Genomic DNA, 23,781 nt, shown 5'->3' with positions numbered 1-23,781 from the left:
ATGTTCAACCTGCATACCACGCCACGCCACGATGGCTACTTCATGCCCGCCGAGTGGGCGCCGCACAGCCAGACCTGGATGATCTGGCCTGAACGGCCGGACAACTGGCGCCAGCAGGCGGTGCCGGCGCAGGCCGCCTTTGCCGCCGTGGCGCAGGCGATAGCCGGCTTTGAGCCGGTCACCGTTGGCGTCTCGGCGGCGCAGTATGTCAGCGCCTGTGCCCAGCTGGATCATCCGGGTATCCGAGTGGTTGAGCTGAGCAGCAACGATGCCTGGGTACGGGATACCGGCCCGACCTTTGTCATCAACGGTCAGGGCGGATTGCGCGGCGTCGACTGGACCTTCAACGCGTGGGGCGGCGAGCTGGGTGGCCTCTACAGCGACTGGGCGCTGGACGATCAGGTGGCCAGCAAGATTCTGTCGATGGAGCGCTGCCCGCGCTATCGTACCGAAGGCTTTGTGCTTGAGGGCGGCTCAATACACGTTGACGGCGAAGGCACGCTGATCACGACCGAGGAGTGCCTGCTCAACCCCAATCGCAATCCGCATCTGCAGCGAGAGGAAATCGAGTTCAGGCTGGCCGAGTATCTGGGTATCAGCAAGGTCATCTGGCTGCCTGAGGGCCTGTTCAATGACGAAACTGATGGGCACGTCGACAACTTCTGCTGTTTCGTTCGCCCGGGTGAAGTGTTGCTGGCCTGGACAGATGATCCAGACGACCCAAATTATCCGCGTTGTCAGGCGGCGGCTGCTGTGCTGGCTGCCGAGCGCGATGCGCAGGGCCGTGAGCTTGTCATCCACAAAATTCCGATTCCCGGGCCGCTTCATGCAACCGCTGAGGAATGCGCGGATGTGCTGGTGGTGGAAGGCAGTCAGCCCCGTGACCCGACCATTCGTCTGGCGGGATCCTACGTCAACTTTCTGATCGTCAACGACGGCATTGTCGCGCCCAGCTTCGATGATCCGCTTGATGCCGAGGCGCTGGAGGTGCTGCAGCGGGTGTTTCCCGAGCGCAGGGTGGTTATGGTGCCGGGGCGGGAAATCCTGCTCGGCGGTGGCAATATTCACTGCATTACCCAGCAACAGCCGTTGGTCGGGTAGGCCAAGCGGACCTGGCTCACATACCCGGTTCGAGTACTGGAGCCGGATCGGGTCAGCGGGCATAATCAGCGGGCACCACTACGGAGCCGGGCGGTCAAGCTCGGCGGTCTCAGGATGTCTATCCGTCCAGAAGGAATTTCCATGTCGTTTACCAAGTCCCTTCCCTTTCCGCTGATTCGCGGCGCTGCAGCGCTGGGTATGGCGGTCACCCTCGCCGGTTGCGCCGCAACCCAAGGCACCAGCGGCTTTGACGCTTCCGGCCAGGCGCGTCTGCAGGGCGAAATCACCAGCAGCAGTCCGGTGAACTTCAGCGATGGTTCGCACCACCAGGTGTTCGCGCTCAAGCTCAAGCAGGGTGATCTGGTGCGTGTGCAGCAGAGCGGTGCGCTTGACGGTGCGGTACTCACCCTCGTCGACGAGCGCAATCAACTGGTCAATGGCCCTAACCAGGGCGCGCTGCACCTGACCCCTGAAGCCGACGGTACCTATCGTCTCGGTGTCAGCGGGAGCAGCCCGAGCACGTTCGGTCCCTTCCAGCTGAGCCTGGAAAAGGTCACTCCACGCAACAGCGGCGCGCTTGAACTGGATCAGTCGGTGTTTGGCCTGCTGACCCGTAATGGCAACGCCAACACCTACACTCTGAATGTGGCCGAGGCCGGTCTGTACGAAATCCTGATGACCTCCGATGAGCTGGATACCGTACTCAAGCTCAATGGCGGAGCAGTCTCTGCCGAGGATGACGACAGCGGCGGCGGTACCAATTCGCGCATTACCGTGCAGCTGGAGCCGGGTACCTACCAGGTCACCGCAACCGCTCTGGATGATCCGGCAGAGGGCGCCTACGACCTGAATGTCACCAGTCGGCCGTTGCCGGAGGGCGTTGAGCTGGTTAATGGCGGGCCGATCGAGCTGGGTGCCAGCATTACCGGTCTGGCCGACAGCAGCCCGAAGGTCTACAGCCTGACCATCACCGAGCGCGCGCTGCTGCGGGTGGTCATGTCCTCGCCGGTGGTTGACAGCTACCTCAGCCTGCAGGGGCCGGGGGTTGACGTTACCGATGATGATGGCGCGGGCAACAACCTGGATGCCGGCATCACCACGCTGGTCAGTCCCGGCACCTACCGCCTGAGTGCGTCTACTGCCGACGGCAGTGCCGGTCTGTTCACCCTGACTACGGCGACCCAGCCGGTCAGCGGCAGCGGTTCAACCCTGCGTCCGGGGGAAGCGGTCTCCGGTTCGCTGGCCGGTGCCAGTGCCGAAAAGACGCTGGTGATCAGCGAGGCGGGTGCCTACAAGGTCGAGCTGTATGCCGGTGACTTTGACGCCATGCTCAGACTGAGCGGCAACGGTGTCGAACTGGAAGATGATGATGGTGCGGGTGGTACCAACTCGCGTATCAGCAGCTATCTGGAAGCTGGCCGTTACACGCTGACTGCCAGCAGCTATGACAACAATGGTCGTGGCAGCTTTGTGATCAGCGCCGAGCGCGAGCAGTAAGAGGTAAGGCCGGCAGCCCGCTCGGGCTGCCGGTTATCAACGACAGATCAGCCGTTGAGCAGGGCGCGGCCGCGCTGGACGGCTGCCAGCACCTGAGCCGGTGCGGTGCCGCCGATATGGTCACGGGCGTTGACCGATCCTTCCAGTGTAAGCACGTCAAATACATCCCGTTCGATCTGGTCGCTGAAGCGGCGCAGTTCATCCAGCGACATTTCTGCCAGATCCTTCCCTGAGTCGACACCGTACTTGACTGCATGTCCGACGATTTCGTGACAGTCGCGGAACGGAATCCCCTTGCGTACCAGATAGTCGGCCAGATCGGTGGCGGTGGAGAAACCGCGCAGCGCTGCTTCGCGCATGATCTCGATACGCGGCTCGATGGCCGGGATCATGTCGGCAAAGGCGCGCAGGCTGTCGCGCAGGGTGTCTACCGCGTCGAACAGCGGTTCCTTGTCTTCCTGGTTGTCCTTGTTGTAGGCCAGCGGCTGGCTCTTCATCAGGGTCAGCAGGCCCATCAGGTGGCCGTAGACGCGGCCGGATTTGCCGCGTACCAGCTCCGGGACGTCCGGGTTCTTCTTCTGCGGCATGATCGACGAGCCGGTGCAGAAGCGGTCGGGCAGGGCGATAAAGTTGAACTGGGCGCTGGTCCACAGCACCAGCTCTTCGGAGAAGCGCGACAGGTGCATCATCGCCAGCGAGGCTGCGGCGCAGAATTCGATGGCGAAGTCGCGGTCGGAAACACCGTCCAGCGAGTTGCCGGAGATGGCTTCGAAACCGAGCAGCTCGCAGGTCACGCTGCGGTCGATCGGGTAGGTGGTGCCGGCCAGTGCGGCTGAACCGAGCGGCATGCGGTTGACCCGCTTGCGGCAGTCGATCAGGCGCTCGCGGTCACGCTGCAGCATTTCGAACCAGGCCAGCAGATGGTGGCCGAAGGTTACCGGCTGGGCAGTCTGCAGATGGGTGAAGCCGGGCATGATTACGGCATTGTGACGCTCGGCCTGATCCAGCAGGCCGGTCTGCAGGCGGATCAGCTCGGCGACGATGGCGTCGATCTCTTCGCGCAGCCAGAGGCGGATATCGGTGGCGACCTGGTCGTTACGTGAACGACCGGTGTGCAGCTTCTTGCCGGTGATGCCGATGCGGTCGGTCAGCCTGGCTTCGATGTTCATGTGCACATCTTCGAGGTCGACGCGCCAGTCGAACTGCCCGGCTTCGATTTCAGCGCGAATGGCATTCAGCCCGTCGATGATGGTGTCGCGCTCGGCATCGGTCAGTACGCCGACCTTGGCCAGCATGGTGGCGTGGGCGATCGAGCCCTGAATGTCGTGCTTGTACAGACGCTTGTCGAAATCCACCGAGGCGGTGAAACGGGCAACGAAGGCGTCGACCGGTTCGCTGAACCGGCCACCCCAGGATTGGTTGGTTGTCTTGTCTTGGGTCATGTCTCGGATGGGTCCGCTGCGTGTAGTATCAGAAAACGGGTAGCATACCACTTCACGCTTGCACGATGGCGGCGGGCTGGCAGACACTGATGACATGAAGAACGGATTCTGGACGTTGCTCAAACAACCCTACGACGGAGAGGACTTTTTTCTCCCCGACCTGTGCTCGTCCGTGGCCGTTTTTACCCTGATCGTGCTGGCGCAACTGGTAGTGCTGGTGTGGGTGCTGGCACAGCCGGTCGCCGGTGTCTTTGACTGGGTCCAGCTGGCCATGGCGTCGCTGTTCGTGCAGTGGATTGTGCTGCTGTCGGCCGCCGCGCTGTGCCGGTTGCGCGGATGGATGCAGCGTCGGCCGCTGGTGCTGGCGGTGGCGGTATGCTACGCGGTGGTGATTGCGCCGACCCTGCTGTTTACCGTGCTCGGCGACTGGGTTATCTACCGCGGCTTGCAGGGCGCCTTGCACTGGGATGCTCAGCAGTTGCTTCGCCATGGCCTGATTGCGTTGATCATGACCAGTTTGCTGCTGCGCTACTTTTACCTGCAGCAGCAATGGCAGCGTCAGCATCAGGCCGAATTGCGCTCGCGGCTGCAGGCTCTGCAGTCGCGCATTCGCCCTCACTTTCTGTTTAACAGCCTCAACAGTATTGCCAGCCTGATCGAGATTGATCCTGCCAAGGCCGAGCAGGCTGTGCTCGATCTGTCGGACCTGTTTCGCGCCAATCTGGCCAGCCCGGACACGTTGTCGAGCTGGGGCGAGGAGCGCCGCCTGTGCGAAGGTTATCTGCGCATCGAGCAGTACCGCCTGGGGCAGCGCATGCGCGTGCACTGGTCGGTCGTTGCGTTGCCGGATGAGGTGCCGATGCCTCTGCTGACGCTGCAGCCCCTGCTGGAAAATGCCATTTTGCACGGACTGCAGCCCCGGCTCGACGGGGGCGATATCTATATCGAGGGTCGGCTGCATGAGGGGCAGGTGGAACTTGTGGTGCGCAATACCTGTCCTGAACAGACAGACACCCATCACGGCTCGCGCATGGCGATGAGCAATATCCGGGCTCGGCTGCAGGCGCTGTTCGGTGAGCAGGCGCAGCTGACAGGCTGGCGGGAAGGGGAATGCTTCTTCAGCAGGCTGGTCTATCCTGTTAAACAACGTCCAACAATGGCAGAGAAGTCATTACCGAATGAAAGTACTGATCGCTGATGATGAACCGCTGGCCCGCGAGCGGCTGGCGCGACTGGTCGGTTCACTGCCGGGCTACAAGGTCTTACCGGAGATGGCCAGCAACGGTCACGAGGCGCTGCAGTTGGTGCAGGAGCATCATCCGGACATTGTTCTGCTGGATATCCGCATGCCCGGACTGGATGGCCTGCAGACGGCGGCCAAGTTATGTGAAAGCCCGGAGGCCCCGGCCGTCGTGTTTTGTACCGCACACGGCGAGTATGCGCTCGACGCCTTCGCGGTCAGCGCGGTTGGCTATCTGCTCAAACCGGTGCGCAGCGAAGCGCTGGAAGAGGCGCTGGCCAAGGCTCAGCGGCCCAACCGCATGCAGCTGGCCAGTCTCGGCAAGGCTACGGCATCTGGCGATGACATGCCGGCCCGCAGCCACATCAGCGCGCGGACCCGCAAGGGTATCGAGTTGATACCGATTGAGGACGTGCTGTATTTCATTGCCGATCACAAGTACGTCACCCTGCGGCATGTCAACGGCGAGGTGCTGCTCGACGAACCGCTCAAGGCGCTGGAGGAGGAGTTTGGCGATCGTTTTGTCCGCATCCATCGTAACGCCCTTGTGGCGCGGTCGCGTATCGAGTGCCTGCAACGTACCTCAATGGGTCACTTCGAGTTGTGTCTGAAGGACCTGGAAGGAGAGACGCTGACAGTCAGTCGTCGTCATGTTCCCGGTGTGCGCAGGCTCATGGATCGCCTGTGAGTGACCTGCGACACCCGCCCGCGTGGATGCCTGCCTGACCATGGCGTATGATGCGACCTGGTTTGAAGCGAGAGTCCCATGAGTCGACATCTGCGAATTGCCACCCGAAAGAGCGCCCTGGCCCTGTGGCAGGCCGAGTATGTTAAGGCGCGTCTCGAACAGCTTGACCCGGCGCTCAGCGTCAGTCTGGTTCCGATGGTTAGCCGTGGCGACCAGTTGCTGGACTCGCCGCTGGCCAAGATCGGCGGCAAGGGCCTGTTCGTCAAGGAGCTGGAAACCGCCATGCTGAACGACGAGGCGGATCTGGCCGTGCACTCCATGAAGGATGTGCCGATGCAGTTCCCTGAAGGCCTCGGGCTGTATGCCATCTGCGAGCGTGAAGACCCCCGCGACGCCTTTGTCTCCAACAACTTCGATCATCTCGACAGCCTGCCTGCCGGCAGCGTCGTCGGTACATCCAGTCTGCGCCGTCAGGCGCAGATCATGGCGCGTCGACCTGATCTGCAGATCCGTTTCCTGCGCGGCAATGTGAATACGCGCCTGGCCAAACTGGATGCCGGTGAATATGACGCGATCATTCTGGCTACGGCGGGTCTGGTGCGTCTTGGCTTTGGCGAGCGTATTCGCTATTCGATGCCGCCTGAGGAGAGCCTGCCAGCGGGTGGGCAGGGCGCGGTCGGCATCGAGTGCCGCAGTGACGATATCGAGCTGCAGGCACTGCTGCTCAAGCTGAATGATGAGGATAGTGCCCTGCGTGTGCGCGCCGAGCGAGCGCTCAATACCCGCCTGAACGGTGGCTGCCAGGTGCCGATTGCCTGTTATGCCGAGCGCGAGAATGGCCAGCTATGGCTGCGCGGACTGGTTGGCGATCCGGATGGTCAGCGCCTGCTGCGGGCCGAGGCGCGTGGCGCGGAAAGCGATCCGGAGACACTCGGCATTTCGGTCGCCGAGGACCTGCTGGCGCAGGGTGCACAGGCTATTCTGGACGCCGTATACGAGGAGGCGCCTGCGCGGTGAGCGGGTGTTTGCTGCTGACCCGTCAGGCGGCGGACAATCAGCGATTGGCTGCACGTTTTGCAGCCGAAGGCGTCGAGACCTGCAGCGTGCCGTTGCTCGAGCTGCGGCCCTGCGAGGAAGGGCCGGTCGAGCGCCAGTACATGCTTGACCTGGATCGCTATCACGCGGTGGTTGTGGTCAGTCCGACCGCAGCCCGGTTGGGTCTGGAGCGGCTCGACCGCTACTGGCCTCAGCCACCGGTTGGTATCGACTGGCTGGCGGTTGGCGCAGGAACCGCGCAGGTGCTGCGCGATTACGGGCTTGCGGCGCAGTGCCCGGCGCAGGGGCAGGACAGCGAGGCATTGCTCGCCATGCCGTTGTGGCAGGCACACTTTGCCCGGCCGGATCTGCGTGTGCTGATCTGGCGCGGCGAGGACGGACGTGAGCATTTGGCCGACCGGATTCGCGCCGCCGGTGGTACGGTGCACTATCTGCCGCTTTACGCGCGCAGCGCGCCGGAGTCGCTGCCAGCCGAGCTGGCAGCTGTAGCTCCGCGGGTGGACCGGTTGATCGTGCTCAGCGTGCAGGCCTTGAGCAACTGGCGCGTGGCCGCCGGAGCGCACTGGGAGCAGCAGCGCCACTGGCGCTGCTGGGTGCCGAGTGAGCGGATTGCGGCGCAGGCCGCCGCCTGGGGTTGTACAGATGTAGTAACCTGTCGAGGTGCGGATGATGCCGCGCTGGTCGAGGCCGTGCTGACTGGCTCGTCGGGATGACAAAGGGGATGCGTGTGGAACCGAGCGAAGCGAATAACAAGACCGAACAGCCGCCGAGTGTGGCCAAGCCCGAAGTCGACAAGGCCGAGCCGGGCAAGCCGAATCCTGCAGCCAGCCGTAAACCGGCGCGCACTGGTGGAGGCGGCCGCGGGGTGAGTTTGCTGGCGCTTTTGCTGGCTGCCGCTGCTCTGGGACTGTCCGGCTGGCAATGGCAGCAGGCCCGCCAGCAACAGCAGGCCCAGCTTGATTTGCTGGCGCAGCAGGCGAGTCAGCTCGCCAGCGCCAATGCCCGTCTTGATCAGCGCCTTGATGGCGTGCCACAGGGCAGCGACTGGGCGGCGGCACAGAGGTTGATCGCCGAAATGCAGCGTGGTCAGCAGGCGCTGGCTGACCGCTTGAAAGTCCTGCAGGGTGATGGCCGTGACGAATGGAAACTGGCTGAGGCACAGTATCTGCTGCGCCTGGCCTCGCTCCGGCTGCTGGCGGTGCAGGATGTCGCCGCCGCGCGTGAATTACTGGGAACCGTCGACGGCATTCTGAAGTCGATGCCTGACAGCGGCCTGTATGGCGTCCGCGAACAACTGGCCAGTTATCAGGCTGAGCTGGAAAGCTTGCCCGAACTGGATCGTGCCGGCGTGTTCCTGCGCCTGGGTGCCCTGCGTGATCAGGCCGAGACGCTGGCTGCATTACCGGTACCCGAATTTGATCCCGATGAGCTCAGCACCGAAGAGGAATACGCCGATCGCCTGCAGCGCCGTGATCGCTGGGATCGTGTGCTGATGCGTCTTGAGCGTTACGTGCGGGTCGATTTCCAGCGTGGCAAGGTCATCACTCCGCTGCTTGATGATGCGGAGCTGCAGCGGGTTCGTCGTACGCTGCAGCTGACCCTGGAACAGGCCCAGTGGGCCGCGCTCAGGGGAGAGGAAGAGGTCTATCAGGCCAGTCTTACGCAGGCGGAAAAATTGCTGGCCCAGTACTTCGAGCTGGAGAACCCAAGAGTGCAAGCCATGCAGGCCCAGTTGCAGGGGCTGCGTGAGCGTGCAGTCAGCCTGTCGCCGCCGGATCTGACACCGCTGCAGCAAAGTCTGGCCAACTACCTGCAGTCGCGCGGGGCGCCGCAGGCGGAGGAGCCTGCCGATGAGTAAAAGCTATGTGGCCATCCTGGCGGTCGTACTGGTCGCCGCATTGCTCGGCATGGCGATCGCCGAGGACCCGGGATACCTGCTGATTGCCTGGCGCAATGTGTCGATCGAGACCAGCATCTGGGTCGGTATCGGCTTTCTGTTGGCGTGCTGGCTGTTGCTCTGGCTTGCGCGCTCGCTCTGGCGTTTGCTGACGGCGTCTGGTCGCCGGATCAACCCGTGGTCGCGCCGCAACCTGCAGCAGCGCGCCAGTGCGCTGGCTACCCGCGGGCTGCTGGAATTTGCCGAAGGGCACTGGAAGCAGGCCGTGCGCCTGCTCAAGCGATCTGCCCCACACTCCGAACTGCCGTTGATCAACTATCTTGCTGCTGCCCGGGCTGCCAACGAACTGGAAGACTATGCCGAGTCCGACGCGCTGCTGCGTGAAGCCTATGAGGTTACCCCCGAGGCCGATGTCGCCATTGCGGTGACCCAGGCGCAGCTGCAGATGGTCCGTGGCCAGTTCGAGCAGGCGCTGGCGACGCTCACTCGCCTGCGCAAGGATCACCCCAAGCACCTCTACGCGCTCAAGTTGATGAGCCAGGTCTATTTGCGACTGGAGGACTGGGCGCGTCTGCTGGAACTGCTGCCGGAGTTGCGCAGGCAGAATGCGTTGCGCGAGGACGAACTGCAGGCGCTGGAGCGCCGGGTGCATGCCGCGTTGCTGGCGCAGGCTGGCCAGCGTCTGGCAGCCGCCGATAGCGACCCTGCCAGTCTGGTCATTGCTGCCTGGGAGCGGATGCCGACCCGGCTGCGTGAGGATCCCGAGCTTATCGAAGCCTATGCCTTGCAGTTGCGCGGGCATAGTCGTGAGGAAATGGCCGAGCAGGTGCTGCGAGCTGCCTTGTTGCAGCAGTTCGACGAGCGCCTTGCGAACCTCTATGGGCTGGTCAGGGGCAAGGACTGCGCGCGTCAGCTGGCCAATGCCGAGCAATGGCTACTCAAGCACCCGCATAACGCAACGCTGCTGCTGGCGGCGGGACGGCTGGCCCAGCGGAACAGTCTGTGGGGTAAGGCCCGTGATTATCTGGAAGCGAGCTTCGCCAGCCGCCGGGATATCCAGACCTGCGCCGAGCTGGCTCGCCTGCTTGATCGCATGGGGGATAGCGCAGGAGCTCAGCGGACCATTCGGGACGGCTTCGAAATGCTGGAAGATCACCTGCCGACGTTACCGTTGCCTGACGCCTGAGGCTGTGCGACCTGTTGCAGGCCCCGGTTGAGCTGCAAGCGGGCCTGCTCTCCCGCCTCACCCGGGGTGAAGCAAACGTGCATGGTCGGCTCGGCCAGCAGTTGAGGTGCAAACGCCAGCTTGTCTGCACTCTGGCGCAGCTGAGGGTCATGGGCCATCCAGTAGTGCATGACCTGCTCATCGATGACTGCTGCATCCAGTCTGCCGTACACCAGCTTCAGGAGATTCAGTTCATCGCTGGCGGCTTCCTTGACCTTGAGCGTGCCTTCGGCCACCAGAGCATCGAACTCGGGCGCGTTGCGATAGCCGCGTACCACGCCGATTCGGTACTGCGCCAAGTCCTCCAGCTTGTCCCAGCGCACAGATATATCACTGCGAACTGCCAGGCCGACGCGGCTGGTGCCAATGCTGTCGGAGTAGAGACACAGGTTGTCATTGGCGAAGTAGCGGGGGAAATAGCCCACGATCTCCGGCTCGGTTGTTGCCGATCGGATGGCTCTGCTCCAGGGCTGGAAGTGGATCAGCAGGGGTTCATTCTGTGTCGCCAGTGCCTGATGCAACAGGTGCGACAGGGTTCCCTGCTCCGGCAGCTCCGCGCCGCTGTAGGGTGGCCACTCCAGGCTGCTCAGCTCCATCGCTCCGGCGGGGGTGCAGAGCAATGGCAGACTCAGCAGCGATGCTCTCAGCTTGGCAGTGCGCATGGGACCTCCCTGATCTCAGCGGTGTCTGATGGCGTTCAGTCTAGGTCGCCGGACAACCGCTGTCATGTGCTGTCAGGGCTGACGTGGCGCGTAGGCGAAGGCATCGGCGAGCATGTGATCTTCCGGCATGCCGGAAGCCACCAGCGCGTCCAGTGTCCCGTAGACCATGGCAGGGGAGCCGCTGACAATAAAGCGGTAGTCGGCCAGATCGGCGATATCCTCACAAACTGCCTGGTGCAGCATTCCCTGACGCTCCGGCCAGTCCGGCTGGTCGCTGATGACTCTGTGCAGGTACAGGTTAGGTGCCTGCTGCCAGCGTTGCCAGTGTGGAGCCTCATACAGGTCATCACTGTGGCGCACGCCCCAGTAGAGATGGATCGCGTGGGCAAATCCCTGCTGCAGACATTGTTCAACGATGCTCTGCATCTGGGCCAGTCCGGTGCCGGCGGCAATCAGTACCAGTGGCTGATCCGGCAGCTCCGACAGGCATGCCTCGCCGAAGGGCGCCTGGATGCGTGCCACCTTGTGTTGCTGCAGATAGTCGATGACTGCCTGGGTGACCGGGTCGCGGGTAAGGATATGCAGCTCTAGCATGCGCTCTTCGCTGGGCGCGGAGGCAATGGAAAAGGCTGCAGGTTCTGCGCCGTCGCGCTCCAGCAGCAGATACTGACCTGGGTGATAACGCAGGGGTTTGCCAGCCGGCGTGCGCAAGCGCACCCGCCAGACGTCGCCGCCAATCGGGCTGCATTCAACCACCTGGCAGGCCAGTTTGCGCACGGGTAGTTGGCCGGGCGCCAGGATCCCTTCCCAATGCAGCGCACAGTCTTCCAGCGGCTCGGCCACGCAGGTGAATATCTCTTCGCCCGGGCCGGCCTCACGGCTGTCCGGCAGTTTCACGCGGCCATGCAGCAATACCGCTTCGCAGACATGGCAGTTGCCGTTGCGGCAACTATTGGGCGCATCAAATCCCTCGCGGCGCGCTGCATCCAGAATGGTTTCGCCTGGTGCGGTCTCCAGGTCCAGGCCGCCCGGCTCCAGTGTGATTCTCATCAATCAATACCCAGCTCTGCCCAGAGTGCGTCCACGCGCTGACGTACCTGCGCGTCCTGTTCAATCGCCACGCCCCACTCGCGGGTAGTTTCCCCCGGCCACTTGTTGGTGGCATCCATCCCCATTTTGCTGCCGAGACCGGAGACCGGTGAGGCGAAATCGAGGTAGTCGATCGGTGTATTGTCGATCATCACGGTATCGCGTTTGGGGTCCATGCGGGTGGTGATGGCCCAGATAATGTCGTTCCAGTCGCGGATGTTGATGTCATCGTCCACCACGATTACATACTTGGTGTACATGAACTGACGCAGGAAGCTCCAGACGCCGAGCATCACGCGCTTGGCATGGCCCGGATACTGTTTCTTCATCGACACCACCGCCATGCGGTAGGAGCAGCCTTCCGGCGGCAGGTAGAAGTCGGTTATCTCGGGAAACTGCTTCTGCAGCAGTGGCACAAAAACCTCATTCAGCGCCACGCCCAGCACCGCCGGCTCATCCGGCGGCCGGCCAGTGTAGGTGCTGTGGTAGATCGGCTTCTCGCGCTGGGTAATGCGTTCAACGGTAAACACCGGGAAGCGATCCACTTCGTTGTAGTACCCGGTGTGGTCGCCAAACGGACCTTCGTCAGCCATTTCGCCCGGATGGATGACCCCTTCCAGCACGATCTCGGCGCTCGAGGGAACCTGCAGGTTTGAGCCGCGACACTTGATCAGCTCGGTGCGCTGGCCGCGCAGCAGGCCTGCAAAGGCGTATTCGGACAGGCTGTCTGGCACCGGGGTCACGGCACCGAGAATGGTGGCCGGGTCGGCGCCCAGCACCACGGCAACCGGGAACGGCTCGCCCGGGTGGGCCTTTTGCCACTCATGGAAGTCCAGTGCGCCACCACGATGGCTCAGCCAGCGCATGATGACCTTGTTGCGGCCAATCACCTGCTGGCGATAGATGCCCAGGTTCTGCCGTTCCTTGTGCGGGCCACGGGTGACCACCAGCCCCCATGTGATCAGCGGGCCGGCGTCGCCGGGCCAGCAGGTCTGCACCGGAATGCGCCCGAGGTCGACGTCATCGCCCTCGAATACCTGCGCCTGACAGGGGGCATCCTTGACGACCTTGGGCGCCATGTTGATGACCTTCTTGAAGATCGGCAGCTTGGACCAGGCGTCTTTCAGACCTTTTGGCGGATCGGGTTCCTTCAAAAAGGCCAGCAGCTTGCCGATTTCTCGCAGCTCGCTGATGCTTTCGGCGCCCATGCCCATGGCGACGCGTTCGGGCGTACCGAACAGGTTGCCGAGTACCGGCATGTCGAAACCGGTGGGATTTTCAAACAACAGGGCAGGGCCACCCTTGCGCAGGGTGCGGTCGCAGACTTCGGTCATCTCCAGCACGGGAGAGATGGGAGTCTGGATGCGCTTGAGTTCGCCGCGCTGTTCCAGGCCCTTGATGAAATCGCGTAGATCGGAATATTGCATTTGAGCTTCAAGCCTCAAGCTTCAAGCTGCAAGCAGTGCGTGGTATGCCGCAGCCTGTGGTGTTTGGTCAGAAGCACAGTGGGTTGACAGTCAGGCCGCCTAGGCGGCCTGACCTGCTGAAAGCGACCAGCTACAGCGGACTGCTTGCAGCTTGTGGCTTTCAGCTTGTCGCTTTAATTCTTGCTGCGCTTCATCGACAGGAAGAACTCGTCGTTGGTCTTGGTATCTTTCAGACGGTCCAGCAGGAACTCGATCGCCGCGATCTCGTCCATCGAATGCAGAATCTTGCGCAGAATCCACATGCGCTGCAGTTCGTCTTCGCTGGTCAGCAGCTCTTCGCGACGGGTGCCGGAACGATTGATGTTGATGGCCGGGAAGGTGCGCTTCTCGGCAATCTTGCGATCCAGGTGGATCTCCATGTTGCCGGTGCCCTTGAACTCCTCGTAGATCACCTCGTCCATCTTCGAGCCGGTGTCGACCAGCGCGGTGGCGATGATGGTCAGGCTGCCGCCTTCTTCGATGTTGCGCGCGGCGCCAAAGAAGCGCTTGGGCTTCTCCAGGGCGTGGGCGTCAACACCACCGGTCAGCACCTTGCCGGAGCTCGGGATCACGGTGTTGTAGGCGCGGGCCAGACGGGTGATGGAGTCGAGCAGAATGATCACGTCTTTCTTGTGTTCAACCAGGCGCTTGGCCTTCTCGATCACCATTTCGGCAACCTGAACGTGACGGGCCGGCGGCTCGTCGAAGGTGGAGGCAACCACTTCGCCGCGCACGGTGCGCTGCATTTCGGTTACTTCTTCCGGGCGCTCGTCGATCAGCAGAACGATCAGGTGGCACTCGGGGTTGTTGCGGGCGATGTTCGAAGCGATGTTCTGCAGCATCAGCGTCTTACCGGCCTTCGGCGGTGCAACCAGCAGGCCACGCTGACCTTTGCCGATCGGGGCGCAGAGATCGATGATGCGGGCCATCAGGTCTTCGGTGGAACCGTTGCCGGCCTCCATGACCAGGCGCTCATCGGGGAACAGCGGGGTAAGGTTTTCGAACAGGATCTTGTTCTTGGTGTTTTCCGGCTTGTCGAAGTTGATCGAATCAACCTTCAGCAGGGCAAAGTAGCGCTCGCCGTCTTTTGGCGGGCGAATCTTGCCGGAAATGGTATCACCGGTACGCAGGTTGAAACGGCGGATCTGGCTGGGCGAGACGTAGATGTCGTCCGGGCCGGCCAGATAGGACGAGTCAGCCGAGCGAAGGAAGCCGAAGCCGTCCTGCAGAATCTCCAGAACGCCGTCACCGAGAATGTCTTCACCGCCCTTGGCGTGCTTTTTCAGGATGCCGAAAATCACATCCTGTTTTCGCGATCGGCCCATGTTCTCGAGGCCCATCTGGTTGGCGATTTCCAACAGTTCGGTAATAGGTTTTTGTTTGAGGTCGGTCAGGTTCATAGGTTCGGAGAGTGATGTAAGGGTTTCGGCAGGAAAGGTTCTTTTCGGCCGCCATGGAACATGGGGCGATCAGCTTGGCTGCGGTGTGTTTTGAGAAGCCGCTGCGCAGGGTGCGTCAGGGCGTTGGAAGCCAAATCTAGCACCGCCGGCCGGTGACGTCCAGCATTGCGGGTGCAAAAAAAGCCCCGGCGGGATTCGCCAGGGCTTGATACATCAGATGTTGCTGTCGAGGAAGGCTGCCAGCTGCGACTTGGACAGGGCGCCGACCTTGGTGGCCTCAACGTTGCCGTCCTTGAACAGCATAAGCGTCGGAATGCCGCGCACGCCGTACTTTGGTGCGGTTTCTGCGTTTTCGTCGATATTCAGTTTGCAGATCTTCAACTTGCCGCTGTAGTCCTTGGCAATTTCGTCCAGTACCGGGGCGATCATTTTGCAGGGACCACACCACTCTGCCCAGTAATCAACCAGGACAGGGGTATCGGACTTGAGCACTTCGTCTTCGAAGCTGCTGTCAGTGACGTGCACAATCAGATCGCTCATGTGTTTCTCCAGAGGGATAAAAAGGCGGAATTGCCGAATCATAGCACCACCCTATACGGCTGCGAAAGGCGATGATCAGTACCGTTGTGCAGGCAATTGTCATCGAGCAGGTGCTAGAATCGAACCAATTCAGACCTGACAGGAAGAGTGCATGGCAGACGCACAGCCGAATGATTTTTCGCTGGTAGCCGCAATTGATCTGGGCTCCAACAGCTTTCACATGGTGTTGGCGCGGGTTGATCAGGGGGAGATACGGATCCTCGAGCGGCTGGGTGAAAAGGTGCAGCTGGCCGCCGGACTCGATGACGACAACATGCTCAGTGACGAAGCCATGCAGCGCGGGTTGGATTGCCTGCGCCGCTTCGCCCAACTGATCAATGGTCTGCCACAGGGTGCGGTACGGATCGTCGGGACCAACGCCCTTCGCGAGGCGCGCAACCGTGGCCAGTTCATTCGTCAGGTTCAACAGGTGCTCGGGCACCGGGTGGAGGTGATCTCCGGCCGTGAGGAAGCGCGGCTTATCTTTCTGGGCGTATCCCACACCCTGGCTGACGACGAAGGCAAGCGCCTGGTGGTCGACATCGGTGGTGGCAGTACCGAGTTCATTGTTGGCGAGCGCTTTGAGCCGTTGCTGCGTGAGAGCTTGAGCGTTGGGTGCGTATCCTTCACTCGCCAGTTTTTTTCCGACGGCAAGATTACCGCGGCCCGCTACAGTCAGGCCTATACCGCTGCGCGGCTGGAGCTGATGAATATTGAACAGGCCATTCAGCGCCTGGGCTGGAGCGAGGCGGTTGGCGCCTCGGGCACCATTCGTGCGGTTGGTCAGTGCATTCAGGCCGGCGGTCGCGGCCAGGGAGAGGTAACCCGCGAAGGGCTGCAGTGGCTCAAGCGGAGACTGCTCAAGGCAGCCCACGTCGACAAGCTGGATATGCCGGGGCTGAAGGCGGATCGCCAGCCGATCCTGCCGGCTGGACTGGCCATTCTGGAAGCGCTGTTCGACGCCCTCGGAGTGGAATCCATGCACCACTCCGAGGGCGCCCTGCGTGAGGGGGTGCTCTACGACCTGCTGGGGCGCCATAGCCATGAGGATGTGCGTGAGCGCACGCTGAGCGCGCTGATGGAGCGCTATCACGTTGACCTGGAACAGGCCGCCCGCGTCGAGGCCAAGGCCCAGAAACTGCTGGGCAAGGTGGATGACGCCTGGCAACTGGTCGCCAGCAAGCAGGCACCATTGCTGACCTGGGCGGCGCGGGTCTATGAAATCGGGCTGGATATCGCCCACAGCCAGTACCACAAGCACGGCGCCTATCTGATCGAGCACTCCGATCTGCCCGGGTTTTCGCGCCAGGACCAGCAGGCGCTGGCACTGCTGGTGCGCGGGCACCGGCGCAATATGCCAAGCGCCGACCGGCTGGCCGAATTCGGTGATGAGGCGGTCAACCTGCTGCGCTTGTGCATGATTCTGCGGCTGGCGATTCTCTATCACCATATCCGCGGTTATCAGGACATGCCGGAAATGGCGGTCGAGGCCAGTCAAGACGCGCTGGCCGTAACCTTCCCTGACGGCTGGCTGGAGCAGAACCCGCTGACCCAGGCTGACTTCGAACGCGAAGCGCAGTACTGGGCCAAGGCTGGTTACAGGTTGACGGTTCGCTGAGACGAGTTGGCCAGTTTCTCCAGCAGCGTTGCCTGGGCGCTGCGGGGAATCTGGTTGCCGCTCGGTGAGCTCAGCACGTAGGAGCCGTCAGGTTGCAGAATCCAGCTGCGGGTATTGTCGGTCAGAAAGACCTGCAGCTCCTGCTTGGCGCGGGTGATCAGCTTCTTGCCCTCAAGCGGGAAGCAGGTCTCGACCCGCTTGTCGAGATTGCGTTCCATCATGTCGGCACTGGACATCCAGACCTGTTCCTGACCGTCGTTGAGGAAGTAGTAGACCCGGCTGTGCTCCAGGAAGCGGCCGATGATCGAACGCACGGTTATGTTGTGTGATACGCCGGGAATGCCCGGGCGCAGACAGCACATGCCGCGGATAATCAGGTCGACTTTCACGCCGCACTGGGATGCCTTGTAGAGCGCCTTGATCACCTTGGCATCGGTCAGCGAGTTGGCCTTGGCGATGATATGCGCGGGCTTGCCGGCCTGGGCGTTGAGGGTTTCCCGATTGATCAGTTCCAGCAGGCGTTTCTTCAGTGTGAAAGGCGCCTGCAGCAGTTTCTTCATGCGCTGGGTCTTGCCCATGCCGATCAGCTGGTTGAACAGCTTGTGCACGTCTTCGGTCAGCGCCACGTCAGAGGTCAGGATGCTGTAGTCGGTGTACAGCCGCGCATTGCCTGCGTGGTAGTTGCCGGTGCCGAGGTGCACATAGCGTTTCAGGTTGCGCTCTTCGCGGCGCAGGATCAGCATCATCTTGGCGTGGGTCTTGAAGCCGACCACTCCATAGATCACTACCGCCCCAGCCTGCTGCAGACGGCTCGCCAGCTGCAGGTTGGACTCTTCGTCGAAACGCGCCCGCAGCTCGATCACCACGGTCACTTCCTTGCCGTTACGGGCGGCATCGACCAGCGCGTTGACGATTTCGGAGTTGGCACCGGTGCGATACAGGGTCTGCTTGATCGCCAGCACGTTCGTATCCTGGGCCGCCTGGCGCAGCAGGTCGACGACCGGTGAAAATGACTCATAGGGATGCTGCAGCAGGATGTCCTGCTTGCTGATGGCCTGGAACAGGTTGTCAGCGCCGGACAGCGCCCGCGGCAGCCCCGGGCTGAATGGCGGGAACTGCAGCTGCGGGTGATTTTCCAGGCCGGTGATCGAGAACAGCCGGGTCAGGTTGACCGGACCGTTGACCTCGTACAGCTCCGCTTCTGTCAGGCCGAATTGGCGCAGCAGAAAATCGGTCAGCGGCTTCGGACAGTTGTCGGCAACCTCCAGGCGTACTGCATCGCCGTAACGGCGCGACAGTAGCTCGCCGCGCAGCGCACGTGCCAGATCGTCGACTTCTTCCGGATCAACAATCAGGTCGGCGTTGCGTGTCAGACGGAACTGGTAGCAGCCGAGGACTTTCATGCCGGGGAACAGTTCGTCGGCATGGGCGTGGATCATTGACGACAGGAACACGAAGTTGTCGCCACCATCACAGAGCTCGTCGGGCAGGCGAATCAGGCGCGGCAGCGAGCGCGGCGCAGGAATGATCGCCATGCCGGAGTCGCGACCGAAGGAGTCGATGCCGTCGAGCTGAACGATAAAGTTCAGGCTCTTGTTCACCAGCAGTGGGAAGGGATGCGTCGGGTCCAGCCCGATCGGGCTGATGATCGGCGCGACCTGCTGGCGGAAGAAGCGGCGAATCCACAGGGTCTGCTTGTGCGTCCACTGATAGCGGCGCAGGAAGCGGATGCCCTTCTCATTCAGCTGCGGCAGCAGAATGTCATTGAGGATGCTGTACTGGCGGCTGACCTGATAGTGCGCGGTCTCGCTGATCTTGCTCAGTACCTGCTGCGGTTGCAGCCCGTCTGGGCCGGTTTGTTCGCGGGCAAAGGTAATTTGCTTCTTCAGACCGGCAACGCGGATCTCGAAGAACTCGTCCAGGTTGCTGGAAAAGATCAGCAGAAACTTCAGCCGCTCAAGCAGCGGATAGGATTCGTCCAGCGCCTGTTCGAGCACGCGGATATTGAACTGCAGTTGCGACAGTTCGCGATGAATGTAGAGCTCGGGCGCGTTCAGATCGGGAACCGGGGTGGCTTCGACCACCTTTTCGCTGAGCTGCGCCGGACGGGTAACCAGATCACTGCGTGCGCTGGTTTCGGCTGGCGGCGCGATATCGTCCTTGCTGGTATCACGGGTGCTGTTGAGCTCTGACATGGTTTCCTCTGTGCAGCTACTGACGGCTGCGTAACTGACGCGCCGCGGTTTTGGCAAAATAGGTCAGGATGCCGTCGGCTCCTGCACGTTTGAAGGCGGTCAGTGACTCCAGAATCACCGCTTCGCTGAGCCAGCCGTTGTTGATGGCGGCGCAGTGCATGGCGTACTCGCCACTGACCTGATAGACGAAGGTGGGTACCTTGAAGGTGTCTTTCACCCGGTACACCACATCCAGATACGGCATGCCGGGCTTTACCATCACCATGTCAGCCCCTTCGGACAGATCCATGGCGATTTCGTGCAGTGCCTCGTCGCTGTTGGCCGGGTCCATCTGGTAGGTCGACTTGTTGCCCTTGCCAAGGTTGCCGGCGGAGCCGACCGCATCACGGAATGGCCCGTAGTAGGCACTGGCGTACTTGGCGGAGTAGGCAAGGATACGGGTGTGGATGTGACCTGCGGCTTCCAGCGCCTCGCGCATGGCGCCAACCCGTCCGTCCATCATGTCCGACGGGGCAACGATGTCGGCGCCGGCCTCGGCGTGGGACAGGGTCTGCTTGACCAGCGCTTCGACCGTGACATCGTTCATCACATAGCCGTTGTCGTCGATGATGCCGTCCTGTCCGTGGGTGGTAAACGGGTCCAGGGCGACGTCGGTGATGACGCCCAGCTCCGGGAAGCGAGCCTTGAGGGCGCGCACCGCGCGCTGTGCCAGGCCGTCGGGATTCCAGGCTTCGGCGCCGTCCAGCGATTTCTTCTCCAGCGGCGTGACCGGGAACAGGGCGATGGCCGGGATGCCCAGCTCCACCAGCTCGGCGGCTTCCTCCAGCAACAGATCGATCGACAGCCGCTCGATGCCGGGCATGGAGGCAATGGCTTCGCGCCGTTGCTCGCCCTCCAGGACAAACACCGGATAGATCAGGTCGTCTGCGGTCAGGGTGTTTTCACGCATCATGCGGCGGGAAAAGTCATCCTTGCGCATGCGACGGGGACGGCTGAATGGGAAGGGGCGCTGAACAGGGGAATAACTCACGGGGACTCCAGGGGGGTGCGGGCCGCTGTGCACCTGTCTGATTGACGTTATACGTCCAGATTGTGACGGAAATGTGACAACAGACGCAGGGCAACCTGCTCCTGTGGGGCACCATCAGGACCAGGTGCCAGCTCGACGCGATTGCGTCCAAGCGCCTTGGCACGGTAGAGCGCGGCATCGGCAGCGCCGAGCAGCGTGTTGAAATCATAACCGTGATGTTCGGAACAGGCTACTCCAAGGCTGACGCTCAGATGGATTGGCCGTTGCAGGGACTGTCCTTCATGCTGGCAGATCGACTGTCTGATGCGCTCGGCTACCTGGCCGGCGTCGACACTGTCGAGCCCCGGAAGCACGACGATGAACTCCTCGCCGCCGAAGCGCCCGAGCAGATCCCGGCCGCGCAGCAGCAGGCGAACCCGGTTGACCAGGTGACAGAGCACCTCGTCACCGATCTGGTGACCGAATTCGTCGTTAATATGCTTGAAGTGATCTGCGTCCAGCATGATCAGCGTAAGAGGCTCGTTGCTCGCCGCCATGCGCCGGAGCAGTTGTTCCGCCTGCAGCAGCAGGCTGCGTCGGTTCAGCGTTTCGGTCAGCGGGTCGAGTTCCGACAGCCTTCGCAGGCTGTCGAGGTGGCGGTAGTGGGTCATCAGAATCAGGCCGCAGGCCATGCCGATTTGTGCGGCCATTGCGCCAAGCACCGTAATCAGTTGAAGCGGCCCGCCGAGCAGGTCGTTTGGGCTGTTCCAGCCGGTCAGCGAGGCTGCCGGTCGGGCAACCAGGATGAATCCGTAGGTCAGTGCGATGATCCCGCTGAACCAACTGGCGGTGCGCATCGGCGGCCGTTCTGCAACCAGCAGCTCGGTTGCGCAGAGCAGGCAGAATCCGCCCAGCACCAGCGAACTGATGGCATAGCGTACTGTCAGGTTGTCGATCTGATAGCGGAACACCCAAAGCAGCAGCATGGTGATCAGACTGACCGCTATCGGCGCCCATTGCGGCTGGGTGCGGCTGCGAAATTGACGCAGGCCCAGCCATACCAGCCCGAGCCCCAGGGTCATCAGACCGTTGGCCAGAATAATCGACAGCCCGTGCGGGATACGGTCCTGATTGATATTCAGCAGCAGGCCAAGCATCAGCGATGCATTGCCCAGAGCCCATTGCCGCACGCCGCGTTCGGCAGGTGCCTGCCAGGCTGCCAGAGCGAGCAGCAGGGTTACAGCCAGGGTAACGACCGTCAGGGTGACGGTGAGGGTCTTGATATCCAGATCAGCCAGCATGTGCGCACTCATCCTCGACCTTGGCAGGTCGTCAGCGCTGTTTCGTCCGTGACGGGGAGCGGGGCCATATCCGGCCACCGTTACGGCAGACGTTAAATCATCACCGGCGCGCTGCCAACGCCGAGGCCGCACAGATGTGGTCGGGTTTGCACAAATCCTGATCAGGTCAGAATGCCGCACCCGGTATTGCTGTGAGGTGGTTGTGGCACAATGCTGTATCGAATTGCGGGGTTAATCGGAGATGAATATCTGGCTGCGCAGAGTGCTTGTCGGAGTTGCGTTGCTTGTCTGGCTGGCTGGTCTGGTGTGGGCCTACTGGTGGTTTGAGGGGCGCTATATCAAGGCATTTGAGCGACCTGTTTTCTTTCAGGCCGAGCAGGTGGCGCCGCCGTTTGCTCCCGGGCAGGTGCAGGTGGTGCATGTCTGGCAGTCAAGCTGCCCCTGCAGCGCCGGCCACGAGGCCTATGTTGAGGAAATGACCAGACGCTTCGCGGAGCAGGGCGTGCGTTTCGCCCGCTCCGGACAGTATCCGACGAGTGGTATGCCGGCCGGCTTGAGTAACCTGCCTTACTGGCCGATACCTCAAGCATGGTCCGGTTGGCCGGGCGCGCCGTCTATTGCCATCTGGGCAGCGGACGGAAGTCTGGCCTATGTTGGACCTTACAGCGATGGAGCGCACTGCAGTGCCGACAGCAGTTTTGTGGAGCCGGTTGTTCAGGCTTTGCTAGCGGGGCGCAAGGTGAACATCACCCGGCAGGACGCCGTTGCCTGTCTATGTGATCTGCCTGTCGTGGAGAGCTCTGCCGATGTCGAAACCGGTTCCCGAAAGTCTGACCCTTGAAGCGCACTACCTGCATGCCGATCGCGCCATGCTGGGCGTACTCTGGCTTTGCCTGCTGGGTGCGCTGGGGCTCGCCGTCTGGCACGGCACCTGGTTGCAGGCAATGCTGGTTGGTGGCGGAACGGTGCTGCTGGCCCATATCCTTTATGCGCTGATCCGCGGCAGCCTGTTGTTCCGCTGTTTTGTCGCCGCCGCGTTTATGGTCATGTCGGCGCTGCACATCAACCAGGCGCAGGGCACGCTGGAGATGCACTTTTCGATCTTCGTGCTGCTGGCGTTCCTGATCATCTATCGCGACTGGCGACCGATCGTCGTAGCCACCATCGTCATTGCCGTTCATCACCTGGCGTTTTATGTGTTGCAGATGCAGGAAGCCGGGGTTTGGCTGGCTCAGGGCGTGACCTTCGGGCTGGTAATGGTGCACGCCGGATACGTCATCATCGAAGCGGGCGTGCTGGTGTATCTGGCACGCATGTCCTTCAATGAGGCGCGCGAAGGCGAAGTCATGGGGCAGACCGTCGCCCGGATGATTGGTGACGGCAGCGGCGTGGATCTCACCTGTCGGGCCAATATGCGCTCGCCCATGCTTGATTCTTTCAATGCCCTGCTCGATACCCTGGAAAATATGGTCTCCGGTTTGAGCGCCAGCATGCAGCAACTTGGCCAGCTCGGCAGCTCGGTCAGCAAGGGCGCCAGTGACCTGCGTCAGGGCTCGGAGCAGCAGCAGGACAAGACGCGGTATATGGTGCAGGCCATGCTGGAGCTGAGCCAGGCGACTGCCGACGTCGCGCGCAATGCGGCCGATGCGGCGCGGGCCTCCAGTGAGGCTGACAAGCGTGCCCAGGACGGCCATGCGGCGATGCAGGAGATTGCCCGCGAGGTGGCGTCACTGGAGAATAACATCGCGCAAACCGGCGAGGCGGTCGATGGTGCGGCGCAGCTCGCCATCGATATCGACCAGGTGGTTGATGTGATCAAGGGTGTCGCCGAGCAAACCAACCTGCTGGCGCTCAATGCCGCCATCGAGGCCGCGCGCGCCGGTGATCAGGGCCGCGGGTTTGCCGTGGTGGCCGACGAGGTGCGCAACCTGTCGCAGCGCACGGCGCAGTCGACCAGCGAGATCCAGGACTTCATCTCCCGTCTGCAGCAGGCCTCGGAGTCGGCCCGCAGTGCGATGGAGCAGAGTCGCACCTCGGTGCATCGTTGTCTGCAGGTAACGCAAAGCAGTACCGAGATTCTTGCCGGCATTGTCAGCGAGATCGCCAGTATCGTCGGGCGCAACGCGCAGATCGCTACTGCGACGGAGGAGCAGTCGGCGGTCGGCGAAGATGTCGCTACCCATTTGCACGAGGTCGAAGCCGTTGCGCTGGCCAACACCGCCGAAGCGGTCGAGCTGGATCGCCTGTCCGCCGAGCTGGAGAAGGTGCGTGTGGTGCTGATGCGCGATGCGGCTCAGTTCCGGACCGGCCGCTGAG

General features: G+C 62.1%; 20 protein-coding genes. 11 read left to right on the top strand and 9 right to left on the bottom strand.

The features are described from left to right. Window positions 1-1,101 carry an agmatine deiminase gene (gene aguA, locus O5O48_RS03655; RefSeq protein WP_269688179.1) on the top strand — a complete coding sequence of 367 codons (1,101 nt, stop codon included), beginning with the start codon at window positions 1-3 and terminating at the stop codon, window positions 1,099-1,101. A gap of 141 nt (window positions 1,102-1,242) precedes the next feature. Next, window positions 1,243-2,598: a hypothetical protein gene (locus O5O48_RS03650; RefSeq protein WP_269688178.1), complete on the top strand. Its 1,356-nt coding sequence runs from the start codon at window positions 1,243-1,245 to the stop codon at window positions 2,596-2,598. A 47-nt stretch (window positions 2,599-2,645) separates the two neighbouring features. On the opposite strand, the gene argH is transcribed toward O5O48_RS03650, so the two are convergent. Next, window positions 2,646-4,040 carry an argininosuccinate lyase gene (argH, locus tag O5O48_RS03645; protein WP_269688177.1) on the bottom strand — a complete coding sequence of 465 codons (1,395 nt, stop codon included), beginning with the start codon at window positions 4,038-4,040 and terminating at the stop codon, window positions 2,646-2,648. Between the two features lie 94 nt (window positions 4,041-4,134). Between argH and O5O48_RS03640 the strand changes: the two genes are divergently transcribed. The 6 genes from O5O48_RS03640 to O5O48_RS03615 all read left to right on the top strand — a co-directional run bounded on the left by O5O48_RS03640 (window position 4,135) and on the right by O5O48_RS03615 (window position 10,107). Then, window positions 4,135-5,238, top strand: a complete 1,104-nt coding sequence (locus tag O5O48_RS03640; RefSeq protein WP_233048807.1) for a sensor histidine kinase — start codon at window positions 4,135-4,137, stop codon at window positions 5,236-5,238. Then, entirely contained in the window at window positions 5,219-5,968 is a 750-nt protein-coding gene (locus tag O5O48_RS03635; RefSeq protein ID WP_088276212.1) for a LytR/AlgR family response regulator transcription factor, read from the top strand. Before O5O48_RS03640 ends, O5O48_RS03635 begins: the two co-directional genes overlap by 20 nt. Before the next feature lie 78 nt (window positions 5,969-6,046). Beyond that, complete coding sequence (hemC, locus tag O5O48_RS03630) at window positions 6,047-6,985, top strand: hydroxymethylbilane synthase (protein ID WP_228245726.1); 939 nt, start codon at window positions 6,047-6,049, stop codon at window positions 6,983-6,985. Further along, window positions 6,982-7,737, top strand: a complete 756-nt coding sequence (locus O5O48_RS03625) for a uroporphyrinogen-III synthase (RefSeq protein WP_228245727.1) — start codon at window positions 6,982-6,984, stop codon at window positions 7,735-7,737. The genes hemC and O5O48_RS03625 overlap by 4 nt, the downstream gene beginning before the upstream one ends. A 14-nt stretch (window positions 7,738-7,751) precedes the next feature. Further along, the gene (locus O5O48_RS03620; protein ID WP_269688176.1) at window positions 7,752-8,882 is read left to right on the top strand and encodes a uroporphyrinogen-III C-methyltransferase; all 1,131 of its coding nucleotides are present in this window, start codon (window positions 7,752-7,754) and stop codon (window positions 8,880-8,882) included. Further along, window positions 8,875-10,107, top strand: coding sequence for a heme biosynthesis HemY N-terminal domain-containing protein (locus tag O5O48_RS03615; protein WP_269688175.1), 1,233 nt, complete (start codon window positions 8,875-8,877; stop codon window positions 10,105-10,107). The genes O5O48_RS03620 and O5O48_RS03615 overlap by 8 nt, the downstream gene beginning before the upstream one ends. Here O5O48_RS03615 and O5O48_RS03610 read toward each other — a convergent pair. The 5 genes from O5O48_RS03610 to trxA form a co-directional block, all read right to left on the bottom strand. Continuing rightward, a complete protein-coding gene (locus tag O5O48_RS03610; RefSeq protein WP_269688174.1) occupies window positions 10,074-10,808 on the bottom strand; it encodes a substrate-binding periplasmic protein in 735 nt (244 codons plus the stop codon). The two genes, O5O48_RS03615 and O5O48_RS03610, sit on opposite strands and share 34 nt — an antisense overlap. Before the next feature lie 72 nt (window positions 10,809-10,880). Continuing rightward, window positions 10,881-11,858 (bottom strand): 2Fe-2S iron-sulfur cluster-binding protein, encoded by a 978-nt coding sequence (locus O5O48_RS03605; RefSeq protein WP_233048811.1) that lies wholly within the window; start codon window positions 11,856-11,858, stop codon window positions 10,881-10,883. Next, window positions 11,858-13,324, bottom strand: a complete 1,467-nt coding sequence (gene ubiD / locus O5O48_RS03600) for a 4-hydroxy-3-polyprenylbenzoate decarboxylase (RefSeq protein ID WP_088276204.1) — start codon at window positions 13,322-13,324, stop codon at window positions 11,858-11,860. The genes O5O48_RS03605 and ubiD overlap by 1 nt, the downstream gene beginning before the upstream one ends. Window positions 13,325-13,497: 173 nt before the next feature. Further along, window positions 13,498-14,763 carry a transcription termination factor Rho gene (gene rho, locus O5O48_RS03595; RefSeq protein ID WP_088276203.1) on the bottom strand — a complete coding sequence of 422 codons (1,266 nt, stop codon included), beginning with the start codon at window positions 14,761-14,763 and terminating at the stop codon, window positions 13,498-13,500. Window positions 14,764-14,976: 213 nt separating this feature from the next. After that, window positions 14,977-15,303 carry a thioredoxin TrxA gene (trxA, locus tag O5O48_RS03590; RefSeq protein WP_088276202.1) on the bottom strand — a complete coding sequence of 109 codons (327 nt, stop codon included), beginning with the start codon at window positions 15,301-15,303 and terminating at the stop codon, window positions 14,977-14,979. Window positions 15,304-15,454: 151 nt separating this feature from the next. Between trxA and ppx the strand changes: the two genes are divergently transcribed. Beyond that, the gene (gene ppx, locus O5O48_RS03585) at window positions 15,455-16,960 is read left to right on the top strand and encodes an exopolyphosphatase (protein ID WP_088276201.1); all 1,506 of its coding nucleotides are present in this window, start codon (window positions 15,455-15,457) and stop codon (window positions 16,958-16,960) included. On the opposite strand, the gene ppk1 is transcribed toward ppx, so the two are convergent. From ppk1 to O5O48_RS03570, 3 genes are all read right to left on the bottom strand, one after another. Beyond that, window positions 16,939-19,155 (bottom strand): polyphosphate kinase 1, encoded by a 2,217-nt coding sequence (gene ppk1, locus O5O48_RS03580; RefSeq protein WP_088276199.1) that lies wholly within the window; start codon window positions 19,153-19,155, stop codon window positions 16,939-16,941. The two genes, ppx and ppk1, sit on opposite strands and share 22 nt — an antisense overlap. 16 nt (window positions 19,156-19,171) lie before the next feature. Beyond that, window positions 19,172-20,134, bottom strand: a complete 963-nt coding sequence (gene hemB / locus O5O48_RS03575) for a porphobilinogen synthase (RefSeq protein WP_434006960.1) — start codon at window positions 20,132-20,134, stop codon at window positions 19,172-19,174. Window positions 20,135-20,232: 98 nt separating this feature from the next. After that, window positions 20,233-21,465 carry a GGDEF domain-containing protein gene (locus O5O48_RS03570; RefSeq protein ID WP_269688172.1) on the bottom strand — a complete coding sequence of 411 codons (1,233 nt, stop codon included), beginning with the start codon at window positions 21,463-21,465 and terminating at the stop codon, window positions 20,233-20,235. A 241-nt stretch (window positions 21,466-21,706) separates the two neighbouring features. On the opposite strand from O5O48_RS03570, the gene O5O48_RS03565 reads away from it, so the two are divergent. Further along, window positions 21,707-22,306: a DUF6436 domain-containing protein gene (locus O5O48_RS03565; RefSeq protein ID WP_233048814.1), complete on the top strand. Its 600-nt coding sequence runs from the start codon at window positions 21,707-21,709 to the stop codon at window positions 22,304-22,306. After that, the gene (locus O5O48_RS03560; protein WP_269688171.1) at window positions 22,272-23,780 is read left to right on the top strand and encodes a methyl-accepting chemotaxis protein; all 1,509 of its coding nucleotides are present in this window, start codon (window positions 22,272-22,274) and stop codon (window positions 23,778-23,780) included. The genes O5O48_RS03565 and O5O48_RS03560 overlap by 35 nt, the downstream gene beginning before the upstream one ends. Window position 23,781 lies beyond the last annotated feature (1 nt).

The sequence above is a fragment of the Halopseudomonas sp. MFKK-1 genome (assembly GCF_027474385.1).
GTDB lineage: Bacteria > Pseudomonadota > Gammaproteobacteria > Pseudomonadales > Pseudomonadaceae > Halopseudomonas > Halopseudomonas aestusnigri.
The sequence above is the reverse complement of the archived record's forward strand: the minus strand, read 5'-3'. Positions and strand labels throughout refer to the sequence as shown.

Excerpts from the sequence above, each read along its gene's own strand:
- aguA (WP_269688179.1), top strand. The coding sequence starts at position 1 with ATGTTCAACCTGCATACCACGCCACGCCACGATGGCTACTTCATGCCC.
- O5O48_RS03650 (WP_269688178.1), top strand. The coding sequence starts at position 1,243 with ATGTCGTTTACCAAGTCCCTTCCCTTTCCGCTGATTCGCGGCGCTGCA.
- argH (WP_269688177.1), bottom strand. The coding sequence starts at position 4,040 with ATGACCCAAGACAAGACAACCAACCAATCCTGGGGTGGCCGGTTCAGC.
- O5O48_RS03640 (WP_233048807.1), top strand. The coding sequence starts at position 4,135 with ATGAAGAACGGATTCTGGACGTTGCTCAAACAACCCTACGACGGAGAG.
- O5O48_RS03635 (WP_088276212.1), top strand. The coding sequence starts at position 5,219 with ATGAAAGTACTGATCGCTGATGATGAACCGCTGGCCCGCGAGCGGCTG.
- hemC (WP_228245726.1), top strand. The coding sequence starts at position 6,047 with ATGAGTCGACATCTGCGAATTGCCACCCGAAAGAGCGCCCTGGCCCTG.
- O5O48_RS03615 (WP_269688175.1), top strand. The coding sequence starts at position 8,875 with ATGAGTAAAAGCTATGTGGCCATCCTGGCGGTCGTACTGGTCGCCGCA.
- O5O48_RS03610 (WP_269688174.1), bottom strand. The coding sequence starts at position 10,808 with ATGCGCACTGCCAAGCTGAGAGCATCGCTGCTGAGTCTGCCATTGCTC.
- O5O48_RS03605 (WP_233048811.1), bottom strand. The coding sequence starts at position 11,858 with ATGAGAATCACACTGGAGCCGGGCGGCCTGGACCTGGAGACCGCACCA.
- ubiD (WP_088276204.1), bottom strand. The coding sequence starts at position 13,324 with ATGCAATATTCCGATCTACGCGATTTCATCAAGGGCCTGGAACAGCGC.
- rho (WP_088276203.1), bottom strand. The coding sequence starts at position 14,763 with ATGAACCTGACCGACCTCAAACAAAAACCTATTACCGAACTGTTGGAA.
- trxA (WP_088276202.1), bottom strand. The coding sequence starts at position 15,303 with ATGAGCGATCTGATTGTGCACGTCACTGACAGCAGCTTCGAAGACGAA.
- ppx (WP_088276201.1), top strand. The coding sequence starts at position 15,455 with ATGGCAGACGCACAGCCGAATGATTTTTCGCTGGTAGCCGCAATTGAT.
- ppk1 (WP_088276199.1), bottom strand. The coding sequence starts at position 19,155 with ATGTCAGAGCTCAACAGCACCCGTGATACCAGCAAGGACGATATCGCG.
- hemB (WP_434006960.1), bottom strand. The coding sequence starts at position 20,134 with ATGCGCAAGGATGACTTTTCCCGCCGCATGATGCGTGAAAACACCCTG.
- O5O48_RS03570 (WP_269688172.1), bottom strand. The coding sequence starts at position 21,465 with ATGCTGGCTGATCTGGATATCAAGACCCTCACCGTCACCCTGACGGTC.
- O5O48_RS03565 (WP_233048814.1), top strand. The coding sequence starts at position 21,707 with ATGAATATCTGGCTGCGCAGAGTGCTTGTCGGAGTTGCGTTGCTTGTC.
- O5O48_RS03560 (WP_269688171.1), top strand. The coding sequence starts at position 22,272 with ATGTCGAAACCGGTTCCCGAAAGTCTGACCCTTGAAGCGCACTACCTG.